Genomic DNA, 24,669 nt, shown 5'->3' on the forward strand with positions numbered 1-24,669 from the left:
TGTAATATTTTACTCAATCTATGGCCGGGTTTTGGCGTACAACCCGGCCATAGTGTACAGATTAGATGAGAAAAACTATCTAATCAGAACCATCTTTTGAGTGACGTGTGCGTTTGCACCGTTCAAAGAGTAGATGTAAATGCCTGTTGGCACGGCTTCGCCAGATGCATTGGTTGCATCCCAAACGAGGCTGTGACTACCAGCTGATTGATATCCAGTGTAGAGGGTCTTGATCTTCTGACCGACAACATTGTAAATATCCAAACTGATCAGCCCATCCTGAGGAACACTATATCCAATAGTGGTGCTTGGATTGAAAGGATTGGGATAATTCTGATTCAGTCGGTACTCACTTGGATTTATTGCCACATCAAAATCTGGATCAATGGCAACACCACCTGGAGCTTCAATCAAATGCTTGACAGTATAATCGTCAAAATAGGCTGTTCCTGTAGGACTTGAGGTAAAACGAGCCCTAACAGAAATTCCTGTAGCATCTTCTGGAGCCTGCTCGGCAACTTCATAAAATGACCAGTCACTATCGGCGGTTGTCTGATCAACATAGACGTATTTATCGCCACCTGTAGTGTTAAAGCCTTCATCCAGAACGACATCGTTATGGAAGAAATAGCAGAGGCCCAGACGTTCATCAAGACGTTCCCTTCGAGTATAGGTAGGTTCAAAGGAACCGTCGAAATTCACACCTACAGTCTTAACCCAAACACCAACTTTATACCATTCACCAGCTTCAACAGGATAAGGGATCGAATAATATACGATCTCAGAGGTTGAGCTGGTTGTATCTGGTTTATAAAGTTCCTGGGCATAGCTACCGCTGTGGGCTTCATTGTTGGTGACGGTACCATAGGAACCATTGTCACCGGCGTACCAGTTCAGCCAACCCGTGATAGTTTCAGCATTGCCATTAAATGGACCCATGCTCCAATCAGGAGTGGTGTTACAGGATACGTTATCAAAATAAGCAGTTCCCGTGGCATCTTTACCCATGACGAGCTTAATGTTAACGCTTGCTGGTTCTGCACTGACAATGGTAACGGCTGAAAGCTCAGCCCAATCTGCGTCGGCAGCAGTCTGGTCAGCCCAGACATTTTCTGTGCCCAGCACATTGCCTGATCCATCCAAGAATTCAAACATAACACCAATTTTGGCATCATCACTGGCGGGACTAGTATTCACACCGGCTAATTTGACCATGGCACCGACATTATAGGTACCGGCCTGAGCATTGTTCCAGTATAGATTGGCATTATCAGCAGACATCCAACCCACCATATTGGCAGTAGCTGCCGCTTTGGTGATCATGAATGAGTGCATGCCGCCGTAGGCCATTGCTGCATCTGTTACACCAACATCGGTACCAAAAGTACCGTTCAGTGGTGACCAGAAGGCTGGTAGCTGATCTTCCATACCAGTATTACTCAACAGTTCCTCACCGCCAACTTCACTCATATGTACTACTGAGAAATCATCAAAATAGGCGAGTCCTGTAGGACTTGAGGTAAAACGAGCCCTTACTGAGATACCAGTGGCATCTTCTGGAGCACGTTCCATGACGGTATAATAGGTCCAGTCATTATCTGTGGTCACTTGATCGACATAGACATATTTGTCTCCGCCTGTGGTGTTGAAGCCTTCATCCAGAACTGCATCGTTATGGAAGAAAAAGCATAGGCCGAGACGTTCATCCAGACGTTCTTTGCGAATAAAGGTACCTTCAAAGGCACCATCGAAATTCACGCCAACAGTCTTTACCCAGACACCGATTTTGTACCAATCGCCTGCTACGGCAGGAACTGGAATCGAGTAATAAACGATCTCAGAGGTCGAACTGGTAGTATCTGGTTTAAAGAGTTCTGCTGAATAGGAACCTGTATGTGCATCATTATTGGTAACGGTACCATAGGAACCATTGTCACCTGCATACCAGTTCAGCCAACCCGTGATGGTTTCAGCATTGCCATTAAATGGACCCATGCTCCAATCAGGAGTGGTGTTACAGCCCACATTATCAAAATAAGCAGTTCCAGTAGCATCCTTACCCATAATGAGTTTGATATTTACTTCTGCTGGTTCGGCACTGATAATAGTGATAGCTGAGAGCTCAGCCCAATCTGCGTCGGCAGCAGTCTGGTCAGCCCAGACATTTTCTGTGCCCAGCACATTGCCTGATCCATCCAGGAATTCAAACATGACACCAATTTTGGCATCATCATTGGCTGGGCTAGTATTCACACCGGCCAATTTTACCATGGCACCAACATTGTAGGTACCTGCCTGAGCATTATTCCAATACAGGTTGGCATTGTTGGCAGATTGCCATCCAACCATATTGGCACCAACGGCGGCTTTGGTAATCATGAATGAATGCATCCCTCCATAAGCCATTGCTGCATCTGTCACACCAACATCAGTACCAAAAGTACCGTTAAGGGGCGTCCAGAAAGCTGGTGTCTGGTCTTCCATACTAGGATTGACTAACAGATTTTCTTCTGCAAAGACAAAACTCAGTAAGACCAGGAGTAACGTGGTAGCGATTTTACGCATAGCCATTTTCTTTCTCCTTCTATTAATTGCCATTGTGGTTTTCCGTGATACTCCCCACAAGTGCATCCTCCGTTTCCCTGGCTACAGCTTGTTCAGTATCTACGACTTGACAAAAAGACTTCGGGGGCAATTCAACCCGAAAATTCTTGATGGTTTTCGTTTTATTCCTCAATCGCACGTCGAAAGCACGTGGCTCCCAGGCGTGATTAAACAAAAATTCTTTGGTTTCATGGTTGCGCGTGAAGCGCATAAATTCGCCAGCTGAGTTAACACAGCTGGAACCTGCACTCATATTCTCTTCTCGAATGGCAGCATAAATCATGGTGATCAGATCCCGATGATCATCGTGGCAGGATTGCATCATGAGCATCTCAAAAGGGAAGAGTGAAAAATAAATAAAGCCCAATCCTCGGGCTTTTCTCACCAAGACAGGACGGCCTTGGTCGTCTTGCAATAACACATCAGCAGATTTTACTTCAGCAGGTAGATAGGCCAGGGAGCGCATGTTTTTTAAAAAACCCAGATCGATGTTTATTGATGTGGTTCCGAAAGGACCCCATGAACAGGGGCTGGAGATGGTCATGGTCTCATCAGGATAAAAATCAGGGAGACCAAAACGCAAATTTGATTCCACACCCATTATTTCATCCAGATCCACCATCCAGTGATCATTAGCGAAACTTGTGTAAAGCACTCCCCCAGTATCTACATTTTTCAGGATTTGCTCCCAAAATGGCGCACTCAGCCGTTTCAATGCAGGTAGCCACAAAGTGGCTTGCGTTAACACGAAGGAGGCGTGATGCGTGAAGTGGATGTCATGATCCTGGGAACGGTATTCAACTCCAGGTTCATGTATACACGTTGGCAAAGCACCGGAACTGGCCAGTGCGCCGTAAGTATGTAGATATAAATCGTATTTTTCGTCAGTATCCCGATCCCAATCAAAGGGGTATGGATAATAAAAGTTGGAGGGAATGATCAAATAGCTGTCGCGAGGAGCCAGTTCCCAATTGTCTGCAGACAATTCCTGAGAAAGATGTGAAATTTTCTGCATTTCATCCAATGCGGGTCGAAAACTTCCATCAGATCGACGTAGACCAAATCGATTTTCAAAAGTATTGTGGAGATAGGGTCTTAAATTTGACTTCTCAAAATCGGTCCAACACCAATTCAGGGCAGCTGTTGCCCCTGCTTGCAATGCTGAAAAAATGACCTCCTTGTAATACAGAGCCTGGTTCTCCTCAGAACCCATGGAGATGGAGTGTCCAAACTCCTCCAGAAATATTTCCTTTTTCCAGGATTTGGCCATGAGAATTCTAAATCCCGAAGTATAGGCCTGTGGCCAATAGTCGTCATAACGTGGATAAAAATGGACACCTAGAATGTCTTGTAGAGGCGCTAGCTCCCTCAATTTGTAATGGGTAGAAGGCTCTAAATTATTTTCCCTGCCGATACCAGTTATCTCAGGCGACCACACCCCATCACCTATCACGACAGGTCTGGAATCATTTTCCTTGATGAACCTGATAATCTCCGTAAACCACTTGGTAACTTCGTCAGCATTTTTTCCTGGGAAGTCATTGGGCATCTCATTTGACAGGCACCACCCAGCGATCTGTTTTGAATGAGCAGAAAGATCCAGAATGGTTTTGATGAATGCTTTTTGTTCTGCTAACACCTGAGGATCAGAGAAGAAATGGTCATCATCCCAACCATCCACGCGATAATTTTGACCAGACATATGCCCTACAAATAGCGTTGGCAGGGCCTGCAGGTCAGCCGCCTCAAGATGAGTCAGAACGCTCCTATAATGCTCTAATTGTTGGGGATCAATCTGACCCTGCTTTACAAAATCGGGGGTAAACAGGAAAAAGCGGACCAGGTCTATACCTGCATCGCTCATTTGATGGAAATCGTGGAGGACCTCTGCTGAATCCCATTCTGACCACATTTTTATCGCAGTGGAAGCGGGCCAGTAATTGACGCCAATCTTGAAGGGATTATTACTCAGCAGGTTCATCTTATTAGGAAGTATCTCTACACACGCACCCTACACCGATGGTTCTGGTCTGTGGTCTTTGTGCTGTATTGTTTATTATTTCTATAAGGAGTTTATAAGCTTCTTTACCCAGATCCATTTTGGGCACGTGGACAGTCGAAAGAGGCGGTGAGTGAAAACGAGCAGCATAGATATCATCGAATCCTATGACTGCGATATCTCCTGGCACCTCTATTTTCTGGCGTCTCAACTCTTCCATGACACCAATGGCCAGCGTGTCATTGGCACAGAAGACGGCATCGATGGGCATTTTCTTTGCCAATAATTGTCTCATACCTTCGATGCCTGATTCACGGGTAATTTCTTGATTCGATTGAAATACGAGGTCAGAAATCTGTCCTTCAGATATCAACCCCAAATCTCGATTTGCTGCTACATATGCTCTATAGCGTTCCCTAATTGAAGGGTGGTCTGCTGATCCACCAACGTATGCAATATGTTTCCGCTTTGCTTTTGCTAATTCTTGGATTGCAGTGTATACACCGTTGTAATTGTCAACCAGTACCTTGTTATAATTTTTGCCGGGTATGTCATAATCAAGCAGAACAAATGGAATTTTACGTTTTTCAAGCAAGGCAACCAGATTATGAGGGACTCTTCCGGCAAGCACAACGCCGTCCACATCATTAAATTTAAGGAAACGCGGCAAATCAGTTGATGTATTAAAATCCAGCTTTACGGTTGTTAACAGGATATAATAATCACTGTCTCGGGTAGCCAGCTCCATGCCCAGGAAACATTGGGAGTAGAACATCTCTATCTCAGAGAAGTGATCTTCCCAGATAATAAATCCGATATTCCCTGTGGTTTTACGAGCCAATTGGCTGGCAGACCGCTTTGGATGATAATCTAGTTTTTTTATGGTTTCCTGAACCAGCTTACGTGTCTCAGCGTTTACACCGGGACGACTATTAAGGACAAGCGAAACGGTAGCGGTGGAAACACCGGCTTGGTCCGCGATCATCTTAATGGTAGGTTTCATTTCCAAAAAGTCTTAAAGTTTTATTAAAGTTATTTAAATCGGTTTAAAGATATTTATATTTGTTTAGATGTCAACCTTTAATGTTTACCTAAATTCAGGAGCCTTGATTGTATAATAACATAGACTTGCAAGGGTTGGCATTACGGGCCCGGGGCATCCTGAAGTTGAATGACCTGGGGACTTCCACCAAACCCTCCCCCAAACTATACCCTCACCAATGGAACTGGGATTCAGCATTTATTGCTCTTGGTCTATCACATTCCGATACAAATCGGGCTCAAACGGAAATCAAATCCATGGTACAGGCTCAGTGGGAAACAGGAATGATCCCGCACATTGTTTTTAACCCAGAGGCTATCAATTACCATCCCGGTCCTGAATATTGGGGGACACAAATTACAGACGCCCCAGCCACAATTCGAACCAGTGGCATTACCCAACCCCCCGTCCTTGCACAGGCAGCTCTGGGGGTCTATGAGAATTCAGCCAAATCTCCTGCAGATCTAGCTTTCCTATCGGAGATCTACCCTGCATTATTAAAAGAAACAAATTTCCTCTATAACGAACGTGACCCCTCTCAGGGTGGGCTTTCCTTTATTTGTCATCCCTGGGAAAGTGGTATGGACAACTCTCCCTGTTGGGATATTCCCCTCAATAATTTTGAAATGAAGTTTAAGCCCGAATTCATGCGCAAGGATAAAAAGGACATACCGGCAAATCAGCGACCCAGCGATGATGAATACTCCCGCTACTCTTATCTGGTTCAAGCCTATGCCGGTGTGAACTGGGACCAGTCAAAAATCCTGGACCTAAATCTGTTTCAAGTCCAGTCAGTCCTCTTCAATGTGCTTCAGCTGGAATCCATGAAGGCCTTGTCCAGGATCGCTAAACTTGTGGATATGCCGAGTGACAAAATTAACCAAAGAATCCAACAAAGTCTGGAAAGCTTTGAAAACAAGCTATGGGACAAGGATTCTCAGAGGTATCTGGATTATGACTTGAGTGGAAATGCTCTGATTGAGACCGACAATATCAGCCAGTTTCTACCCCTCTTTGCCGGGATACCCCCAGCTGAAAAAGCTGAAGCCATAATTTCCAGACTGCAGTCTCAAGACTATTGGCCTGAAAAGGGTTGGGGTATCTGCACCCAAGCTAGAAGCAGCGCTGATTTTGATCTGGAATGCTATTGGCGCGGACCTGTTTGGATCAACACAAACTGGATGATCACTAAGGGTTTGGAAAAATACAATCGTCCACAACTGGCGAAATGTCTGGCCCATGAGACGCTTGATCTGGTGGATAAATTCGGATTCTTTGAATACTTTAATTCTGATACGGGTCAGGGTTTGGGCAGTGATAATTTTTCATGGACTGCAGCGCTGGTACTGGATTTGATTGAATCGGGATATAGCTGAACCCTCAGCGCTTCTTTACTGTAAATGGATCAGGTATACGACCGATAAATTCGCCATCGTTACCATAATTTTCAAAAGCCATAAGCCTCCAGCCTGCCTCACTTGAATCGATAAACTTCCCGCTATATAGCAGCCCATTCTTATCGCTAAACAACCAGGGATCATCGGTATGTGTGAATGGTCCCAGGGGTGTATCTCCGTGATAAGAGGCGAATCCCGTCACGGGTGGTTTATTTGTCCGATCCAGAAGGGCTTTTGAATGTGTAAACCTATCGGTGCTGAAAAGCAAATGGGTCTTTGAATCAACTTCAATAAGCTGTGGAACCTCCAGTTGCCCAAAATGACCAGGTTGTGTTACAGGTGGTTGAACTTTCCAATTGAGCAGGTCATTGGAAACAGCATGAGCGATGACTCCCCTACCATCCGGTATTCCAGCGTTTACCCGCGCAGTGATATAGGCGTGGAATTCACCTCCATACTCAAAAACCCAGGGGTCGCGCCAGGCCTGATCATGCCAGGCATCCAGATCGAGAAGTTCATACCATCGCGGATCAGCTTCAATAATTGGATTTCCAGAATACTTATCCCAATGAATCAGATCCTTAGATGTAGCAAGGCCAATCCTTTGAACCAATCCCTTTTCCCTTTTATTCACACCTGTATAAAACAGATAGTATGTATCGCCATTTTTATAGGTGCAGCCAGTCCAGGTGGCTTCATCATCCCACTCACCTCGGGCTCCAGGGGCAAGCGCATCAGGTAGAATTTCCCATTTAATCAGATCCGTTGATCTGGCATGACCAATTGATGCATTAAAATGTCTGAGCCGTTCATCTCCCAATGATTTGGGTGCCTGGAGGAAGAAAATGTGATGCTGATCATCCTCCTTGTATAGCCAGAAATCCCAGACCCATTTGTCAACAAATTCAAGCATGTGATCCTCAGTTGTTATACTCGCAGTTAATTCTTTGATTACCAGTCCAATTGATGATCAGGCACACCCATGGATTTTCCGTAATGCTGGGCCTTTTGCTTGGTCTCATTGTCTTCCCTTGGATAAGTAAATATTTTCTTATGAAATATGACATACTCGCTGTTTGAATCTGACAAGTTAGCATACCATTTATTCAAAATTGAATGAGAAACTGTCACTGCAAATTCTGCCATGTCTGCTTCTAAACCTTCGACATATATCGCTGTCCAAATTTTTGGTTGCCAATTAACAGCACGTTTACCAACGTTCCAGCTTTCCTCTTTGGTTATAGTTATCCTGTGGTCATGCAAAACATCAGCATTTTCAAGACTTTCTTTTAAAATCAGTCCTGTGAACATAAACTGATCTCCAATCCGTTAATCATTCTAGAGGACATGCCCATTAATCATTGCAAAACAGGTTTCACCGGCAAATTCTTAAAGACCCGATAGGTAGCTGCCATATCCATACTGCGCAGAAAAAAATATTTCACGCCATCTTGCTCCTGTACTGACCATAATTCTTTGGCGATATCGGATACCAGTTTGGGTAAATCAATAATGGCAGTTCCACAGAATATGTTGAAGAATAGCGGACCCCTTTCAGGAGCATTTTTCACAAGGGTGCGTATGCTTTGAGCATCGGTGTGTTTTGTACTGCCAATATGAAAACATTCACCATCCATATGGTAGTCGTGTACGCCGATGCCTTTTGGACAAGTGCCAGCATACCCGCTATTCATGACGTATGGCTGCACATTCCAGGCCACAGCCTCGGATTCTTCCATCTGCTTAAGGGTGAGCATGCCTGCCGCTTTTAGATAATGGCGGCAAAAATTGCAGTACTGATGAAAAGCTTCATAGCGGTCGCTAAACGGATGCCCATCGCTGAGCATGGCCGCCATTTCCTGATTGCCCATTCCCTGATAGTACCAATCGAACAAACGTGGCGCTAGATCTACCAGTCCCGGATTAATAATCCAGGTCATGGGAATTTCACCGTAGGCTTCACTGCGCATGATACAATCTGGTTCATAGACCATGCTGTGGAGGAGATTGTCACCATCTGCCACATGCATGGCGATATACACACCATTGGGGAGAAGCTCGGCCGGTTTGGGAGGAACTTGTAACCCTCGGGTTGATGGGAATGAAGCGTGCACAGTCAGATTTTCCACAGAAATGTAGGGTACCATAAAATAACCTGTTTGAGCAAAGAAGGCATCGGCCCATTTTTCATCTGCCCAACCCAGGATGGCTGTGCCCTTTGGATATCGAAGCAATACACGCTTGTAGGCTTCCCGCTCCTCCTCAACACTCCCATCTAAATAAAAGCTAAATAATCCTAAAGCGGTGACGTAATCCTTATTTGCGGCTCCCCAACTGTGGGAGTCAGTCGTCATGTGTGACCAGGTAAAGGCAAATCTTTGCTCACTCTTTTCAAAGCAGTTCTCTAACAGCCAATCCAGACATTCCATATTATTGACGAAGGCATCCTCGCGAAAATCTTTTATAATGGGAAAATTCCAACCCTCCAAGGCCTCAGCAAGCTCCGGTGAACAGATAAGACCATCTGTTTGTCCTGCTAAAGTGGTGGCAGCCTCAATGGTAGCACCCTCCAGTGCAGGATCCCAAAGGATCAGTCCTTTAATGACCCGATGAAATCGATGCAATATTGCAAATAAACCAGGCCAAAGTGGGTTTGAATCGGGTATCAGTCTTGCTTGCGGAATATCTGGGAAAAGAATGCTCAGATAGCGTTCCCCAATCTGAATCTGGGTTTCTCCACCCCTTAAATTGTCGAAACAATAGGTATTGACCACATAGAGTTTATTTGTGGAGTCACGGTTGATAATACCCTGGAGACCACAGGCAGCTATTTGTCCATCCATCCTGTCGTTTTTTAAATCAACAACATGTAGTGATTGGGTTGGCTGATCAATCTTCAGATAGGGATTCATGATTTTCCTGGAGGCTTTCGGTTGCGGGCATAAACGTATGGAGGTTGTTGGGGTGGTGTTCGAAACTTCTATCGAGCAGATCAAAAGAAATGAGCGGCGTATAGGTGTTCATATCACTGAAGTGACATAGGCTAATCTTATTGAAGTTAAATTCACCCAGCGCTTCCTCGCTGAAGGGAGCAAGGACCTGTTTAATTCTATTAAGCTGAGTCCCCGGTTGTTGAACGAAATATGCAAGACTGACATGACCTAAAAATGATCTTTCGTCCACTTGAAAACCCTTTTTGAGCTGTTTTTCAAGATGTAGACATTGTTTTAGAGATGCATCAGATTCGAATTCAGCAAGCAAAACCAGACTCATATCCACACCCAGACCTGTCAATTGACAGGATAATTTGGAATCCATCCCCAGTTTGGGAAAAAGTCTACGACCGGCCTCAACTATATCGAGCAATTTTGCAGGTTCTAAGGGAGCAGATCCGGCGACAATATCACATATAGTCATATGGAAGGATAAGGGTTCGAGCATACTGAAAACGTGTCCAACACCTGCGGATTCCAAAGCAGCTGCTATCTTATTTTGAAAATCACATATTTTTTTATGCAACAACGATTCTGACTCAATAAACGCCACTACCGTCAGACCGTAGAAGGCTTTTGCCCCCCCATCAGGAGTAAATTTTTGAGAAAGGTCACCCAAATGATCACCAGTGAAGTGATTTAAGCTCCAGGTATCCAAGCGGGCATTATAAAGTGTGGACTGCTCCATTTGCTCAACCATGATTCATGCGATCTGCGGATAGATCATGATTTTATTGACACCACTCTGCCCCTGCACAATAAGGTCAATCCCTGGTTTAAATTCCTCCAGGACCAACCGGTGTGAGATCAATTCATCGACGATGACTCGACCCTGTGAAAGCAGTTTCAGGGCTGCCCTTGAATTGTTCACAGATGTATATGAAGTATGTAGTGTAAGCCCCTTTTCAAAGAGTTGAAAGGGATCGATTGCCAGATTTTGCTGCCTGGGAGGAACACCAAAATAGAGGATTTCGCCGCCCTTCCGAACCAGATTCAATGCCATTTCCATAAGGGTTATGGACCCTGTAGCATCCACAATAAGATCAAATTGTTCTGCTGAATAGTTTGAGCTCGATGAGTCTGCACCCAGCCCCAGGAGTTTGCCTGCTAGCGCAGCTCGGCCTGTTTGACGCTCCAGTATCCGCATGTTGTTAAATCCAGCATGCTTCAACACCTGGGCAAACATAACTCCAATGGGACCTGCCCCCATCACCAGCACTGCTGCCGAGGGGTTTGAGACCAACTTGGCAAATCCATGGAGAATGCATGAAAGTGGTTCCATGAAGGCAGCAATTTCATAGTCCAGATTATGAATATTGAACACATTGTCCTCGGGTACGAGTACATACTCAGCCATACCACCGGGAAGTGTTACACCGATGGCCTGCCAATTCAGACAATGGTTGAATCTCGCCTGAAGGCAATATTCACAATTTCCGCAGGCTAGGTTCGGCTCTACTGCAACCCGATCTCCTGACTTGAATCTGCTTACCTCATCACCGACAGCTATCACATCACCTGAAAATTCGTGTCCCGGAATAACAGGGTAAGCACCCAGGTATCCACCACCAGCAATATGAACATCGGTACCACAGATTCCACTCGCCTTTACTCGGATTAAAATTTGGTTTCTTACAGGGCTGGGTGTGTCCGCATTCGAAAGTTTAATGACCCCTGGTGTCGTTATCTCGATAACACGCATGCTTAATATTCTCAAGTTCTCTCTGAAGATGCGTATGAATTACCAGGCATAGGCCTCAGGAGCATGTCCTCCAGGACCTGGCCAAATCTCATCCAGAGTGAGCAATTGCTCCTCGGTTAATTTTATTTCAAGAGACTGCAGTGCATCCTTGAACTGATTCATGGTTCTTGGTCCGATAATGGGAGCAGTGACGGCAGGTTGACTCAACAGCCAGGCCAGGGCAACTTTTGCCGGGGCTTTCCCCAGGTCGCTGCAGAACGCCTCGTAGCGTTCGATTTGATTCCGATGTTTCTCAATCATGGCGGTCCTGGATTCCTCCTGGCGACGAACCTTATCGCCAGGTCCCAGAATGCCACCCAGAAGTCCACCAGCCAGCGGGCTCCAGGGTATTAAGCCAATACCATATTCAAGGCAGGCCGGGATAAGCTCCAACTCAACTGTCCGGGTTTGAAGATTATACAAACTTTGTTCAGATACCAGTCCCAGGAAGTGACGGTTTTTGGCTTCATACTGAGCCTTGACAATATCAATTGCTGCAAAATTGCTACTGCCCACATAGAGGACCTTGCCCTGTTGAACAAGTAATTCCATGGCCTGCCAGATTTCATCCCAAGGCGTGGTGCGATCGATATGATGCATCTGGTAAAGATCAATATGATCCGTTTTGAGACGCTTTAAACTTGCTTCACAGGCTTGGATGATGTGATAGGCTGAAAGTCCACGATCATTGATACCCTTCCCCATTTTGCCATATACTTTTGTGCCCAGGACAATATCATCCCGTTTCCCAGATGCCGCTATCCAGCGACCCACAATTTGCTCCGTGATACCTTCACCGAGCTTCCAGCCATAGACATCAGCTGTATCAATAAAATTGAGCCCAACTTCCTGGGCGTGATCCATAATTTCAAAACTCTCTTTTTCTGCAGTATGGGGACCGAAATTCATGGTGCCAAGACATAGCCTGCTGACGCTCAATCCGGTTCTCCCGAGATGGGTGTATTCCATTTATTTTCTCCTGATTTAAGTTAATACTGTTCAGTACTAAAGAATTGATTTCCCCAGGTTTTACATTTTTATGTCTATTTCCCCACTCGCAGTTCGATGCGATTGACGCTTTCCCTTAGCATCCCTTCAACCTGAAAGAATTGGGGACCTATTTCCGATATAGTCGTTGCATCAACAACATTTAAAAGGGACAAACGCTGTGGAGATGCCAGCTCGAAATTGAAATGTTGATCAACAACCCCCTGGAAATCGATTGTTAGCACAGAATCTCTCATCTGGACTGCCAGTATCTCTGCATCTGCACTGGCCAGATAAGGACTTATTAGTTTTCCCCTCACCAATTTAATCTTCCGGGCAGGTTTGGATATTACAGCAGAATATGATCTTTCCCCATCCACCCAGATTTGCTCAAACCACTTACCCTTGCCATTTGTCTCAACTCTACAGAGTGAGCCCTGGATGAATAAATCAGCTTCAGTTTCCGCAAGACTTTCTGGTATACCCACATGAAAATACTGGTTCCATGAATTTTCTCTGAATCCCAGCAACTGATATAGTGACTGTAGATAAAAACCCCCGGCCCAGAGAAATGTGGGTTTATCAATTTCCCCATATCTTGGTGAATTTGGATCTGTGCGACGGTATTCATAAAACGAGGGCGTTCCATTAGGGCTGGCAGCAATCCCCTCAATGGTCATGAAATCCTTCATGGCGCTGAGAGCTAATTCATATTGCCCTGAAGCACATAGGGCATTCACATACCAGGCATTCCCCTGGGGCCAGACACCCCCATTAAAGTAAACCCACTGTTCCCCAGCTTCGTTGCCAGCGAAATGATAACGGTCACCCAGTAAATGAAAGTCCGGGGGCATGGCGTTGCGGACGCCCAGGTGCTTGTCAAGCAGTGTATCCTTTACTGTCTCCATCAATGCTCTGCTGTGCACTTGGTCCAACATCCCATAAACAACTGCCAGCATGGAACCCGTATAATAATGGGAGTCAATTTCTCCATCATCCATGATATTCATGAGATACTTGTACTCATCACTCCATAATTGTTTGACCAATTCATCTTCCAAGTTTTCCGCAATCTTCAGATATGCCGGAAGCAGCTCTGTACTTTTTTCAAGGGTGTGGCTGATATATACAAAATCTTTTAAGGCCTTACCCGTGAGAACAGTGATATATGTGCGAGGTCCATACACATTCCCAATATCCCACCAGTCGGGACGTTTGGCGTACATCAAACCATCTTCACCCAGATTTTCCAGCATAAGATTGATGCTGCGTTCCAGTATGGGATAAAGTTCTGAGACCAGCTCCTTGTCAGCACTGTGCTTGAGATAACTTGCAGCCGAGATCACAATCCAGAGATGGTTCCAGTTATCAGAATTGCAGTACTCAGTAACAAATTCGCCTTCACGCCAGTAATAGGCATGTGGTAAGACGTGGTCCGCTTTGGTACGTTCCAGCAAGAATTTGTAACCTTCGCTGATATACTCGAGATCATATTTAACGACACCCAGGCCCGTGAGCAGAAGGTCATGGGTAAAGAAAAAGTTGTACTCTGCCGGACAGGGCATGGGCATAAGCGATCCATCGATAAAATGCCTGTTTGCTCTCTGAATAGCTTTAGACCAATACGCAGTATTCTGAAGCGCTTCATCATTCACTTTGAGTCGGGTCTCCCCTGTGGCGTATGCGTTTACTTCCTGCTCATATTGATTGATACTGTTTTGCCAGTCCTTGTTAACCCTGGGAACCATGCTTTCCAGTTCAACACTTTTACACATGCCGATAATTTGGTCCAGATGAAATGCTTGAGGATTTTGGTTTACCATGTAGCTGAACTCAACTGCAGGCTTACTTCCCACATCGAGTTGCCAGGATGGGGCATTTTTGGTGACATTGGAAATAAATAAAGCTGCATTGGCACTGCCTGAATCGGAATAACTGACGGCAAAATCATTTCCAGGCAAGGCTTCCAGTTGAGGGTCATTGAGCCAGCGGTAGGCATGACTGGTGCGCAGACTGAGTGCCCATCTCACCGTCACTTTTTCGATGATCTGAGAACTAGAAGTACCAGATATATCCATTGCCAGGGCAACAATGGGTAAATCACCTCCAAAGCGATAGGATATTTTTACATTATAGTCATTTACTCGTTTTTCAAATTCAACAAAATGAGGACCATAAGTATACTTCCATCCCTCAGTCCCAATACTGAAGGAATCGCTCGCCGTGAATACGGTAATAGTTAGTGGCTGAGAATTATATCTCTTCCAGTAATCCGTACTAAGGTCCAGACTGTTGGCCACGGGATAATAGAAGGATACACGCGATGGGACGGGTCGGCTCTTGTGAAATTCTACACCAGCATAGGGACCTCCAACCTCGATTTGACCATAGCCTTTATCAAAAGTTTGTTGAACAGATGCTGGAGAGGATTCCTGGGAGCAGGAGAGGATACCCAGGCAGAGTATAAACACCAGGTATCCATTCATGCGCAGAGTTGATTTCAAGCTGGTCATTTTTGATTCCCGCCTTTCTGTCTGAGCACAAAGTATGTGCGCCGGGCCGAGATAATGAAATGTGATTAGATCTATGATATTAGCATAACCTCACAGTCATCCTGTCGCAAGGAAGATTTCATTGAGAAAACTATAGCACTCCATAGGTCCAATGGACGTAAGCATTCCAAAAGTCAAGCCGAACTCAAGGACTACCTAACACCATCCAAATAATGAGATTTAATGATACAGTAGCTTAAGAGTTATTCACTACTTGGTAAGTGCTGACTTTAAGCCTACTCACCTAATTCTAAATAAAATTTACTAATATCCCCACGCAGGACTGTTCTTGCCAATTCCAGGACATGTCCTGCCGTAGATTTGCTTATTCGCTCAATCAGAAAGACCGCATCCCGCTCTGCAATATTTAATAGATGGGCTTCATATTCATTAGCATTTACCGTCTTTAGCGTTTCAGTTGCTGATAAAACTTCAAGTCCATATCTATCTTTTACGGTTTTATAAAGAGACGCCTCGGGCACCAGCGTATCTATCAGCCCCGGGACCAATTTTTGAGGAATATATGAAGTCATCAGTGCCGTGGAAGTGCCATCAACCTGTCGAATACGCTGAATCGTTGTGACTTGTTCGCCTTCCTCTATTTCAAGAAGTCGGGCTATGTGTGGGGATGCACTCTGATTTTTTGAGAAATTCAGAATTGTCTGAATTTTCTTTGTCAGACCGATGATTTCCGAAGAAAAACTAAGTTTTGCAGTAACACTGAAGGTTATGGATTTATCCGTTACAAACGTTCCCCGGCCTTGAACCCTGTAAGCTGCACCTTTGTCCACTATAGCTTTCAGTGCTCTCTGGGCCGTATTTCTACTCACATGGAGCTGAGCACAAATTTCATTTTCAGACGGTAATTTGTCATGGGGCTTATAGATGCCATCTTCGATGCTTTCCCATAAAGCCTCTTGCAATTGATAGTAGATGGGAATTATTCCATTCCGATTAAATTCTATTTTGTTCAATATTAATTTGTGTATAGTCAATCCAGTATATCCTTAAAGGTTTAGATGGTTTACCAGGACTCTACTTTTCCCTGAGTGGGAAAAGAATATTTGTAGCAATCCAGCGTGGTTGTATATCCACAAATTCCATCTTGATTCTTACACCAAGGGTTGAAGGGTGCTCCGTTAATAGTGAATCAACTGCGATGTCTGTTTGCCAGATAGCAGCCGGTTTATGCCATTGTCCGGTATTGGAGTAGTTTGCCCAACCAATTTTTTCACCTGGTTCCAGAGTAATAGATGTATCTCCTCTGTTCCCCACTTTGCTTCCCACCCACCGGGGTGATCCCAAATAAGGACCCAGGGGGTTAATTGCTAATTCTACAGGCAAATCAATGGGATTTCCAATTGATTCAATATCGATGATCGTTTTATGGGTGAGGCTACCATTGACATCTCTGGACCAGACTTTCCCATCCCCTATCACCAAGTTCTCATCTCCAAAGATATTACTCATGGAACTGGAAATGGCCTGGATTCGATCCATGGATCGACGTGAAGTCTCCTTAAGAAGAGAATCGCTGAATACTTCATGGAGCTCATAGCTACTTATGTCACCACCCTTGAGGCTAAGCAGGGCGTATTCATGACAGCCGCCAGATTCAGCATCCGCTTCCTTTATAACACCGCCTGTTGCGCCCACGACCATATACTTAATGCCATCAATTAAGCCATCAGCCTGATCATAATGGAAATGACCGCCGATGACGGCAACAACTGGATAGTCCCTCAACACATTGTGGACAGGATACCAATTTGACCATGAATACCAGTGTGGATGGTGGGTGACAACAATAATTCCTTTAGCGTCCTTGTTATCCTCAAGATCCTTTTGAAGCCATTCCAATTGTTTCTCAGAGATGCCATTCAGGAAGATCGATCCCCAACGAGGATCTGTATGAAGATTTTCAAGTGAATATAAAAAAACCAGATGGTAACCTTGTAAATCAGCCGAATAATACAGATTATCCTGCATTGGTAGCCCAGCATTTATACATAAGTCTCTAAAACGTGTTTCGTTCGATCTGTCAGCAGATTGTGGTTCATAGGAACCAGGATTGACATCATGATCTCCTGCCGTGAGATACCAGGGGATGTCCAGTGATTTCATTATTCCAATTGCCTGGTTAAAATCGGATACATATTCATTGCTATCCATGACACGGCTTTCTGTCATATCACCAACATGGAGGAGTAGATCTGGTGAATGCGTGCCCATTCGCTGTGCGGCGGTTGCCATAACTGAATATGCTGAATCGAGGTTATAAGCACCCGTCTGATCACCCATAATGGCAATTTTTACCACTGATTGGTCAACTCCACAGCCCCCAATGATCAACAAATAAAGAGATGAAAAGACTACTGTCAAGCGGACATGGCGAATAAACATTCTTACTTGCATTAGTTTCCCTCCCATTATTCTATCACATATTGGCAAGAAATACAGCCAACAAACCAAACCCTACGGTTCCCCACCAACTCGGCTTCATGGACTCACCAAAGAAGATCACAGAGGCTATCACACCTCCTAGAATGGTCAACATACCATTGATAGTGAACAGCAGGCTGCCTGGCAAAGACATGCAGGTTTTTATAAGGAGTAATCCTGAAATAGAGCCTGTTGCGGCCATGATTCCCAGCCAGACCAGATCAGAATAGCGATTGGGAACCGCTTTCTGCATCCAGGCAGTAATTCCAGAGAATAGGGCTAAACTACTGTACATGAGAAAGTAGATGGGTGGCATGTATGCCGATAAATAGGTCATCTCAGAACTGGTATCAATCATCCTGGTTCCCAAATCTTTCAGGACAATAAAAACCATACTATTGCCAAGCAGGACCAGTAGCAATAATCCACCATAAATTGATTTTTTACCCAGCCCAGATTTGGGGCTTGAATCATCTTTGGCTGGGGATTCGTCTCCAGCTTGAGAAGCGAAAAGCACACATATAACAGCTGCCACCAGGGTGGCATACCCGGTAAAACTTATCTTCTCAGAAAAAACGATAGCTGAATACATAATCACAGGGAGAAAGGTCAGATTCATGGCAGACCACAGAGGTGACAAGGGACCCATGCCGAGACAGATACGCACGAGGTGCATGGCCCCAATTTGTCCTAGCGTGGTAAGCAGTGCCATGATCCAAACGAAAAGGGGTAGCCCTCCGAAATCACTCCAGTTCACCTGGAGACCAAAAAAGATTGCACCTGCTATCCCCATGCACATGGAAATGTGTAATGGGATAACCCCCCTGTTCTGCCCAATTCTAAAAGTGATCCCAATAAGTGAAAATGAAATGCCTGACAGAGCTGCCAGAGCAACGAGTCCAAATGAGTAATTGGCCATGATTACCTCTAAGATTACATATTAATTAAGACTGAATTCGGATTATAAAATAGACCAGCAATACAGGCCGTGAGAAGGGTCGCCAGTGTTGCGGCTATTAGAGCTCTAAAACCAAGACGAGACAGGTCAGTAATTCTTTTTGGCACGAGAGCGCCAATACCACCAACAAATATGGCCAGTGATGCGATATGTGCAAAACCAGTGAGCGCGTATGTAGTAATTACAACGGTTCGAGGCTCGAGAACCACCCCACTTTTCAGAAGCGCTGCAAGGTTTTGAAATGCCGTCACTTCTGTCACGATAGCTCGGCTACCAATTATTTTGCTTACATGACCTGCATCTTCAAGGGGAACACCAAGCAATAAAGTTATGGGGTAGAACAAATAGCCCATAAGCCCTTTCAATGTCCAATCGATACCAATTCCAAACAAAGCATTGATCTGAGACCCAAAAAGAATGAGGATTTTATCTGCCAGAGCCACCAGCCCAAGAAAAGCCAGAAGGAGAGTTACGATACCTACGATCAACTTTACTCCTGCATTTGAACTTGAAATAATGGCGGCGATGAAATTTGGTTCTCGTTTGTACTCAGATTTTACATGTATGCCCAGGGTTTCTGGCGTTTCACTTTCAGGGTAAATCAGTTTTGACATGATAATCGCTGCAGGGGCATTCATGATAGAGGCTGATACAAGATGTGCCGCAATGGTAGGGAACTGATCCCTGAGCATGAATACATACACTGCCAGCATACTGGAGGCAATTGTTGCCATACCAGCAGTAAGAATAGTTGTCAGCTCAGATTTGGTCATGCCCGCCAGGTGTGGTCTAATGACCAATGAAGATTCGACCCCAACAAAAATATTTGATGAAGCGCTGAGTGATTCAGCACCACTGATTCTCATGAGACGTGTGAATACCCAGGAAAAGCCCTGAATGAGCTTATTCATGATACCGAAATAATACAGTATACCCATAAGCGCGGCGAAAAATATGATCGTAGGAAGGGCTTGCGTAATGAGGATGAAACCCAATGAAGTTTCCCCTCCCGGGCCCACACTGCCAGGACCTACAGCCAGAGGTCCAAAGACGAAATAGGTACCTGCATAAGCACTATCTAATACTGCCAGGACAACATCATTGATAAAGAGAAAGAAGCGAGAGCCAATTGGGATAACGAATACAAACAAGGCGAATATCAATTGTAGACCCAATCCCCATCCAACCGCATGCCAATTCACAATTTTTCTATTGTTTGATAAGGCCCAGGCAATACCCATCAGAGCAAATATTCCAAAAATGTTTACCATATACTGCATATTTTAAATTTCTTTCTTAGGATCTTTGTCGATGGAGAAACCTTCGACTGCCATTTTCTCACGGACAATCATTTCGTCAATCTCTAATGGAACTGCTTGTAAACCAGGCGTCAAATCTGATGCGCTCAACACATGGTGCATGGCCGCCAATTGGAGGGAGAAGGACATGTCCATGATCTCAACTGGATGACCCAGACCACCTGCAATATTTATGATATCACCGTCTGCCAACAGATACAGTTTCCTATCGTCAGCCAATTGATATTCTTCAACTTTCTCACGCAGCACTTGTGAAGAAATCGCCATGTCCTTGAGAACTGGTATGTCGATCTCATAGCCAAAGTGTCCAGCATTTGAAAGAAAGGCACCCCGCTTCATTATCTCAAAATGTTCTTGGCGAATGACTCGCTCTTCCCCAGTGCAGGTCACGAAATAATCACCCTGCGGGGCAGCTTCCAGCAAAGTCATGATTCTGAAGCCTTCCATTCGGGCTTCCCAGGCTTTCCAGGGATCAATTTCAGTGACAATGACCTCGGCTCCCAAACCGGCCGCCCGGTGCGCCACTCCACGACCAACCCACCCAAATCCAACCACCACCACGGTTTTGCCCACAACTGTTAGGTTGGTTAAATTCATTATAGATGACCAGGTTGATTGACCGGTACCATGGCGATTATCAAACAAGAATTTTGATTGGGCATCATTGATAGCCAGAGCAGGATATTTAAGTTCACCACGTTTACTCTTTTCACGCAGCCGATTTACGCCAGTAGTCGTTTCTTCGCATATTCCCATGAGGTTAGCTGTATGCTCGGGGTGTTTCCCCAGATATTCACAAACATCGCCACCATCATCAACAACCACGTGTGGTTTGCAGGATGTAATAGCTTCCAGGTAAGATTCAAAGTCAGCCTCAGATGCATCATGCCGTGCAAAAACATGAATCCCTTTCTCAGCCAGGGCTGCACAAACATCATCTTTTGAGGAGGTTGGGTTGCTGCTGGTGATCCACACTTCAGCTCCAAGCCGCTGAATCACTTCTGCCAGATAAGCTGTTTTGGCCTCGAGATGAATACAGATGGAAATACGCTTCCCCTGAAACACGCCATGGGAGGCAAATCGTTTCTCTAGACGGTTTAGGACACCCATCCAACGACCAGCCCAGGCAATTTTCACATGTCCCGATGGTGCCAGGCTCAGGTCTTCAACAATGAAATCTTTTATCATAGAAAACTTTCCAGTAAAATGCTGAATACTTAATTCTATGTTTATGAAGATCAGTCAGGGATCTTCATGCCAACCAATTTTTTAAGTATGGGATGGTGACTTGTGTGCCACCATCCCATCATCTGCAGAATCACCCTCCGAGAAACCTATCCCGGAATAGTATCGGTGACTCCTACTCGATTCTTAAGGCCAATGAAGAAGGCGAATCTCCAACATCATAAGTAGCTAGGACGGTTTCGTCAGCTCCAAGTTTGAGCACCTGATCATCATCCCAGATTGAAAGGAAGACATGTCCTTCCGTATCGCAGGTAACTCCTGAACCGCCTGAACCCCAGAAATAGTCGCTGGTGTCACTAACCATGGCATAAGTTTCCCAGTTATAGGAGAGCAATCCATAGCCCCAGACACCGAGATAGGCTATCCCGTCGCTTTCTGAAATAGCGATACTGCCAGGAGTTCCAGCGGTCATAATGGTCTCGACCACAGTATCTGTGGCAGGATTGATAACCACTACCTTGCCAAAGGTTGACCACCAGTCACCCGTACAAACCACATGAACCAGTCCGTCTGGATCAGTTGCAGCAGCCTGAGGATTCAGTTCCACATCGATGGTGGTAACTACAGCACCCGTGGCACCGTTGATCACAGTAACCGTACCCGGTGAATAGGTGTAATCAGGATTAAACCCTGAATTGGTGGCATAGATCTTTCCATCAGCCAGGGTGATTCCCGTTGTGCCTGTACCGGCGGTAATTTCCATGGCAACGGTTTTTGTGGCCATATTTACTTTGAGTACTTTACCAGACATCGAACATGCTACATAGGCAGTATTATCGTCATAAAAGACCATGTTCATGGGATTATTACCATCACCCAATGCAATGGGTGTTTCGGCAGCAAAGTTATTATCAGGATCAAAGATCATGATATTGTTGGTTCCAGAGTTTACAACATAAACCTTACCCTTATGATACATCACCTGATTTGGGTACTGGCCAAGTGTGCCAACATTATTCGTCACCGCATCGGTTTCAAGATCAACCTGGGAGATGGTGACACCGATGGCATTCAATACATACAATGCCAGGGCGGCTTCTGGTGTTTCCTGTTCTTCTGGATCATCCTCGCAAGCGGTTACTCCAAAAAGCACGATGGCAATCATCAGCAACCAATGAATCGTTTTTCTCATCTTTGTTCCTCCTTTAAAATTAACTCACCTTATTTGACTATATTTCACCCGATTCCAATATTTAGCCGGAACTCCCGACCAGGAATGGGTTGATACTGAACAAATTCATATAGTTCATCAAAAATATTTTTTACCTGCAGGGTGACATCCAGGTCCAACCCTCCCAGTGCCGAATGCCATCCAAAAGTGATATCTGATACCTGAAAGGGGTCCAGCCAAATCGTATTGGCAGGCAGGACATAACGGTAGCCCACGTATTGCCAGCTATAGCCCACGGTAAATTGTAACCAACTGGCATCTAAATTAAGATTGGCAGTGTGCTCAGGTCGATAGACCAAGAATTTCTGATAAGAATTTCGATCATCCTGATCATCATTTTTTGCGAGTAAATGAGTGTAATTCGCGCTCAGATTGAGAACATCAGGAAATAGCTCGAGGCTCAGGGAACTTTCCATGCCCTGATTAAGCGCTTTGCTCACATTTTGGGGAGCCCACTTACTATCCGTACCCCCCTGTTGCCAGATAATGAGATCAGTAAGCTGCATTCTGAAGTAGCTGATATCAAAAGCGATACCATTCAGGATTGGATAGCGGAGGCGCAGACCAATATCCCAGTCCGTTCCATGCTCTGGGGAGAGATCGGGATTTCCCACAGCAAATGCATCTTCCGGCCAATAGAGATCATTGAAGCTGGGTGCCTTGTAATTGTAGCCCAGATTTGATTTTAGCGAGGTTCGCCAGCTATCTCCAAAATTGAAAACCAATCCAAGTTTAGGTGAGAAATGGTTTCCAAAGTCACTATAGCTATCAAAACGTAAGGCAGGCAGAAAAGCAATTGAGCGTAGTCCCAGTGACTCATGAGCATGGATAAAATATTCATCCTGGACAAAGAGAAAGCGTTCAGTCCTGGTGTTTACTGGATCGGATGAGCCGTCTCCTCCGCTCTGGTTCTGGCGGAGTCCGGTTCCATAAATGAGGGTATGATTAGCCGCCAGTATGCTGGTGAGTTGTAATTCCATGCCCGTGGTCAAGGATTTGTGAATATCATCCACTGCCACAGACAATTCAGCATTCTTATAAGTGTTGGTCGCCTGATTTAAGAATCCCTGAAGCCGGTAAGAATTGAACAGGTTCAGTTTTCCCTGGATATTCAGATTTAGCCGATTCGTCCGAGTGGTTGTACGGGCACTGTCATATGGCTGAGAGGTAGAACCCGAGCTGCCTTTATCGTTAGAATAGTAATTATGTGAGAGATCAATTATGTGCTCCATAGGTTTTTCACCCAGCGTATACTGGAAACTGGTGAAGAAGTCATGAGCAACAAATTCATTATTATTTTTCTCGATGAGTGTATCCAGAAAAAGATGTGGATATAGGAAATTTCCTTTTGTTTGCAGGATCTTGTATGTAAAAGCACCCGCATATTTCTTCCCGGATCGCCGGATATTTGCTTTTGCAGAACTTGATGAAAATGATCCCGCCATGAAATCCAGAGCTGCACTGGTGGATTCCCTGCTGCTTTCTTTCTTGGTGATGATATTGATGACACCGCCAATGGCATCGGCACCATATAAAGCTGACCCACCGCCGCGGACGACCTCTATCTTTTCCACACCTTCTACGGAGATTCGACTAAAATCAACCTGCCCTGAGGCAGCATCATTTATACGCTGACCATCTACCATAACCAGCACCTGGCCAGAGCTCGAACCACGCAATGAAACAGACTTGATACCACCAAGGCCACCATAGTCCTTGATATTGACCCCCTGGATATTCTGCATTACTTCAGCCAAATTCTGCGGTTTCTGCAATTCAATGGTAGCTGCGGTTATGATATCTACTGAGGCTGGAACTTCACTCACCAATGCATTACCACGGGTAGCCGTAACCGTCACTTCTTCCCTGGCGTAGACCGGGTCATCCTGCATATGAATATTCAATTCCGTGGTCTGGCCAGCAGCGATTTCCGCCACCAATCCTTCCACAGAACTATATCCAATTCTTGACGCCATAATATCATATCTCCCAGGGGGTACATCGGGGATCCAGTAGTAGCCCTCATGATCAGTTTCAGCACCTTGATGGCTATTTTGAATAAATACGCAGGCAGCAAAGAGTGGATCACCTGTTTCGCTGTCCAAAATCTTACCCACCAGCATACCCTTGTCCTGACCGCTGACTATGGATACAGACAGATTGGCAATGATCAGGATTGTGAGTGCTGTGGTGATTTTGGACACTGGTAATTATTTCAC

Annotated in this window: 18 protein-coding genes; 1 reads left to right on the forward strand and 17 read right to left on the reverse strand. The window is 45.1% G+C overall.

Translation table 11 applies throughout. The features are described 5' to 3' along the window. Positions 1-75 precede the first annotated feature (75 nt). From ISR87_06505 to ISR87_06515, 3 genes are read right to left on the reverse strand one after another with little or no spacing between them, the layout of a single operon-like run. Entirely contained in the window at positions 76-2,571 is a 2,496-nt protein-coding gene (locus tag ISR87_06505; GenBank protein MBL7025093.1) for a T9SS type A sorting domain-containing protein, read from the reverse strand. 16 nt (positions 2,572-2,587) lie between these two features. Further along, positions 2,588-4,585: a hypothetical protein gene (locus ISR87_06510; GenBank protein MBL7025094.1), complete on the reverse strand. Its 1,998-nt coding sequence runs from the start codon at positions 4,583-4,585 to the stop codon at positions 2,588-2,590. 4 nt (positions 4,586-4,589) lie between these two features. After that, positions 4,590-5,606: a LacI family DNA-binding transcriptional regulator gene (locus ISR87_06515; GenBank protein ID MBL7025095.1), complete on the reverse strand. Its 1,017-nt coding sequence runs from the start codon at positions 5,604-5,606 to the stop codon at positions 4,590-4,592. A gap of 107 nt (positions 5,607-5,713) precedes the next feature. On the opposite strand from ISR87_06515, the gene ISR87_06520 reads away from it, so the two are divergent. Further along, positions 5,714-7,021: a glycoside hydrolase gene (locus ISR87_06520; GenBank protein ID MBL7025096.1), complete on the forward strand. Its 1,308-nt coding sequence runs from the start codon at positions 5,714-5,716 to the stop codon at positions 7,019-7,021. Between the two features lie 4 nt (positions 7,022-7,025). On the opposite strand, the gene ISR87_06525 is transcribed toward ISR87_06520, so the two are convergent. The 14 genes from ISR87_06525 to ISR87_06590 form a co-directional block, all read right to left on the reverse strand. Then, positions 7,026-7,955, reverse strand: a complete 930-nt coding sequence (locus ISR87_06525) for a glycosyl hydrolase family 32 (GenBank protein MBL7025097.1) — start codon at positions 7,953-7,955, stop codon at positions 7,026-7,028. Between the two features lie 38 nt (positions 7,956-7,993). After that, entirely contained in the window at positions 7,994-8,353 is a 360-nt protein-coding gene (locus ISR87_06530; GenBank protein MBL7025098.1) for a hypothetical protein, read from the reverse strand. Between the two features lie 47 nt (positions 8,354-8,400). Beyond that, entirely contained in the window at positions 8,401-9,954 is a 1,554-nt protein-coding gene (locus ISR87_06535; GenBank protein ID MBL7025099.1) for a hypothetical protein, read from the reverse strand. After that, positions 9,932-10,723 (reverse strand): DUF1868 domain-containing protein, encoded by a 792-nt coding sequence (locus tag ISR87_06540; GenBank protein MBL7025100.1) that lies wholly within the window; start codon positions 10,721-10,723, stop codon positions 9,932-9,934. Before ISR87_06540 ends, ISR87_06535 begins: the two co-directional genes overlap by 23 nt. A gap of 15 nt (positions 10,724-10,738) precedes the next feature. Beyond that, complete coding sequence (locus tag ISR87_06545; protein ID MBL7025101.1) at positions 10,739-11,737, reverse strand: alcohol dehydrogenase catalytic domain-containing protein; 999 nt, start codon at positions 11,735-11,737, stop codon at positions 10,739-10,741. Positions 11,738-11,776: 39 nt separating this feature from the next. Then, positions 11,777-12,745, reverse strand: coding sequence for an aldo/keto reductase (locus ISR87_06550; GenBank protein ID MBL7025102.1), 969 nt, complete (start codon positions 12,743-12,745; stop codon positions 11,777-11,779). A gap of 74 nt (positions 12,746-12,819) precedes the next feature. Further along, the gene (locus tag ISR87_06555; GenBank protein ID MBL7025103.1) at positions 12,820-15,276 is read right to left on the reverse strand and encodes a hypothetical protein; all 2,457 of its coding nucleotides are present in this window, start codon (positions 15,274-15,276) and stop codon (positions 12,820-12,822) included. Between the two features lie 275 nt (positions 15,277-15,551). Then, complete coding sequence (locus tag ISR87_06560; GenBank protein ID MBL7025104.1) at positions 15,552-16,310, reverse strand: GntR family transcriptional regulator; 759 nt, start codon at positions 16,308-16,310, stop codon at positions 15,552-15,554. A gap of 40 nt (positions 16,311-16,350) precedes the next feature. Beyond that, positions 16,351-17,730, reverse strand: a complete 1,380-nt coding sequence (locus ISR87_06565) for a metallophosphoesterase (protein ID MBL7025105.1) — start codon at positions 17,728-17,730, stop codon at positions 16,351-16,353. A 22-nt stretch (positions 17,731-17,752) separates the two neighbouring features. Beyond that, positions 17,753-18,676 carry a hypothetical protein gene (locus ISR87_06570; protein MBL7025106.1) on the reverse strand — a complete coding sequence of 308 codons (924 nt, stop codon included), beginning with the start codon at positions 18,674-18,676 and terminating at the stop codon, positions 17,753-17,755. Between the two features lie 14 nt (positions 18,677-18,690). Further along, positions 18,691-19,995 (reverse strand): nucleoside transporter, encoded by a 1,305-nt coding sequence (locus ISR87_06575; protein MBL7025107.1) that lies wholly within the window; start codon positions 19,993-19,995, stop codon positions 18,691-18,693. 3 nt (positions 19,996-19,998) lie between these two features. After that, the gene (locus ISR87_06580; GenBank protein MBL7025108.1) at positions 19,999-21,222 is read right to left on the reverse strand and encodes an adenosylhomocysteinase; all 1,224 of its coding nucleotides are present in this window, start codon (positions 21,220-21,222) and stop codon (positions 19,999-20,001) included. 172 nt (positions 21,223-21,394) lie between these two features. Beyond that, positions 21,395-22,411 carry a YncE family protein gene (locus tag ISR87_06585; GenBank protein MBL7025109.1) on the reverse strand — a complete coding sequence of 339 codons (1,017 nt, stop codon included), beginning with the start codon at positions 22,409-22,411 and terminating at the stop codon, positions 21,395-21,397. 44 nt (positions 22,412-22,455) lie between these two features. Beyond that, positions 22,456-24,654: a TonB-dependent receptor gene (locus ISR87_06590; GenBank protein ID MBL7025110.1), complete on the reverse strand. Its 2,199-nt coding sequence runs from the start codon at positions 24,652-24,654 to the stop codon at positions 22,456-22,458. Between the last annotated feature and the right edge of the window lie 15 nt (positions 24,655-24,669).

This window comes from Candidatus Neomarinimicrobiota bacterium (genome assembly GCA_016784545.1).
Classification (GTDB): domain Bacteria; phylum Fidelibacterota; class UBA8477; order UBA8477; family JABMPR01; genus JABMPR01.

Bases quoted from the DNA above. Each gene is read 5' to 3' on its own strand.
- ISR87_06575 (MBL7025107.1), bottom strand. From the start codon at position 19,995: ATGCAGTATATGGTAAACATTTTTGGAATATTTGCTCTGATGGGTATT.
- ISR87_06510 (MBL7025094.1), bottom strand. From the start codon at position 4,585: ATGAACCTGCTGAGTAATAATCCCTTCAAGATTGGCGTCAATTACTGG.
- ISR87_06570 (MBL7025106.1), bottom strand. From the start codon at position 18,676: ATGGCCAATTACTCATTTGGACTCGTTGCTCTGGCAGCTCTGTCAGGC.
- ISR87_06535 (MBL7025099.1), bottom strand. From the start codon at position 9,954: ATGAATCCCTATCTGAAGATTGATCAGCCAACCCAATCACTACATGTT.
- ISR87_06550 (MBL7025102.1), bottom strand. From the start codon at position 12,745: ATGGAATACACCCATCTCGGGAGAACCGGATTGAGCGTCAGCAGGCTA.
- ISR87_06555 (MBL7025103.1), bottom strand. From the start codon at position 15,276: ATGACCAGCTTGAAATCAACTCTGCGCATGAATGGATACCTGGTGTTT.
- ISR87_06530 (MBL7025098.1), bottom strand. From the start codon at position 8,353: ATGTTCACAGGACTGATTTTAAAAGAAAGTCTTGAAAATGCTGATGTT.
- ISR87_06505 (MBL7025093.1), bottom strand. From the start codon at position 2,571: ATGGCTATGCGTAAAATCGCTACCACGTTACTCCTGGTCTTACTGAGT.
- ISR87_06525 (MBL7025097.1), bottom strand. From the start codon at position 7,955: ATGCTTGAATTTGTTGACAAATGGGTCTGGGATTTCTGGCTATACAAG.
- ISR87_06585 (MBL7025109.1), bottom strand. From the start codon at position 22,411: ATGAGAAAAACGATTCATTGGTTGCTGATGATTGCCATCGTGCTTTTT.
- ISR87_06540 (MBL7025100.1), bottom strand. From the start codon at position 10,723: ATGGAGCAGTCCACACTTTATAATGCCCGCTTGGATACCTGGAGCTTA.
- ISR87_06515 (MBL7025095.1), bottom strand. From the start codon at position 5,606: ATGAAACCTACCATTAAGATGATCGCGGACCAAGCCGGTGTTTCCACC.
- ISR87_06545 (MBL7025101.1), bottom strand. From the start codon at position 11,737: ATGCGTGTTATCGAGATAACGACACCAGGGGTCATTAAACTTTCGAAT.
- ISR87_06580 (MBL7025108.1), bottom strand. From the start codon at position 21,222: ATGATAAAAGATTTCATTGTTGAAGACCTGAGCCTGGCACCATCGGGA.
- ISR87_06565 (MBL7025105.1), bottom strand. From the start codon at position 17,730: ATGCAAGTAAGAATGTTTATTCGCCATGTCCGCTTGACAGTAGTCTTT.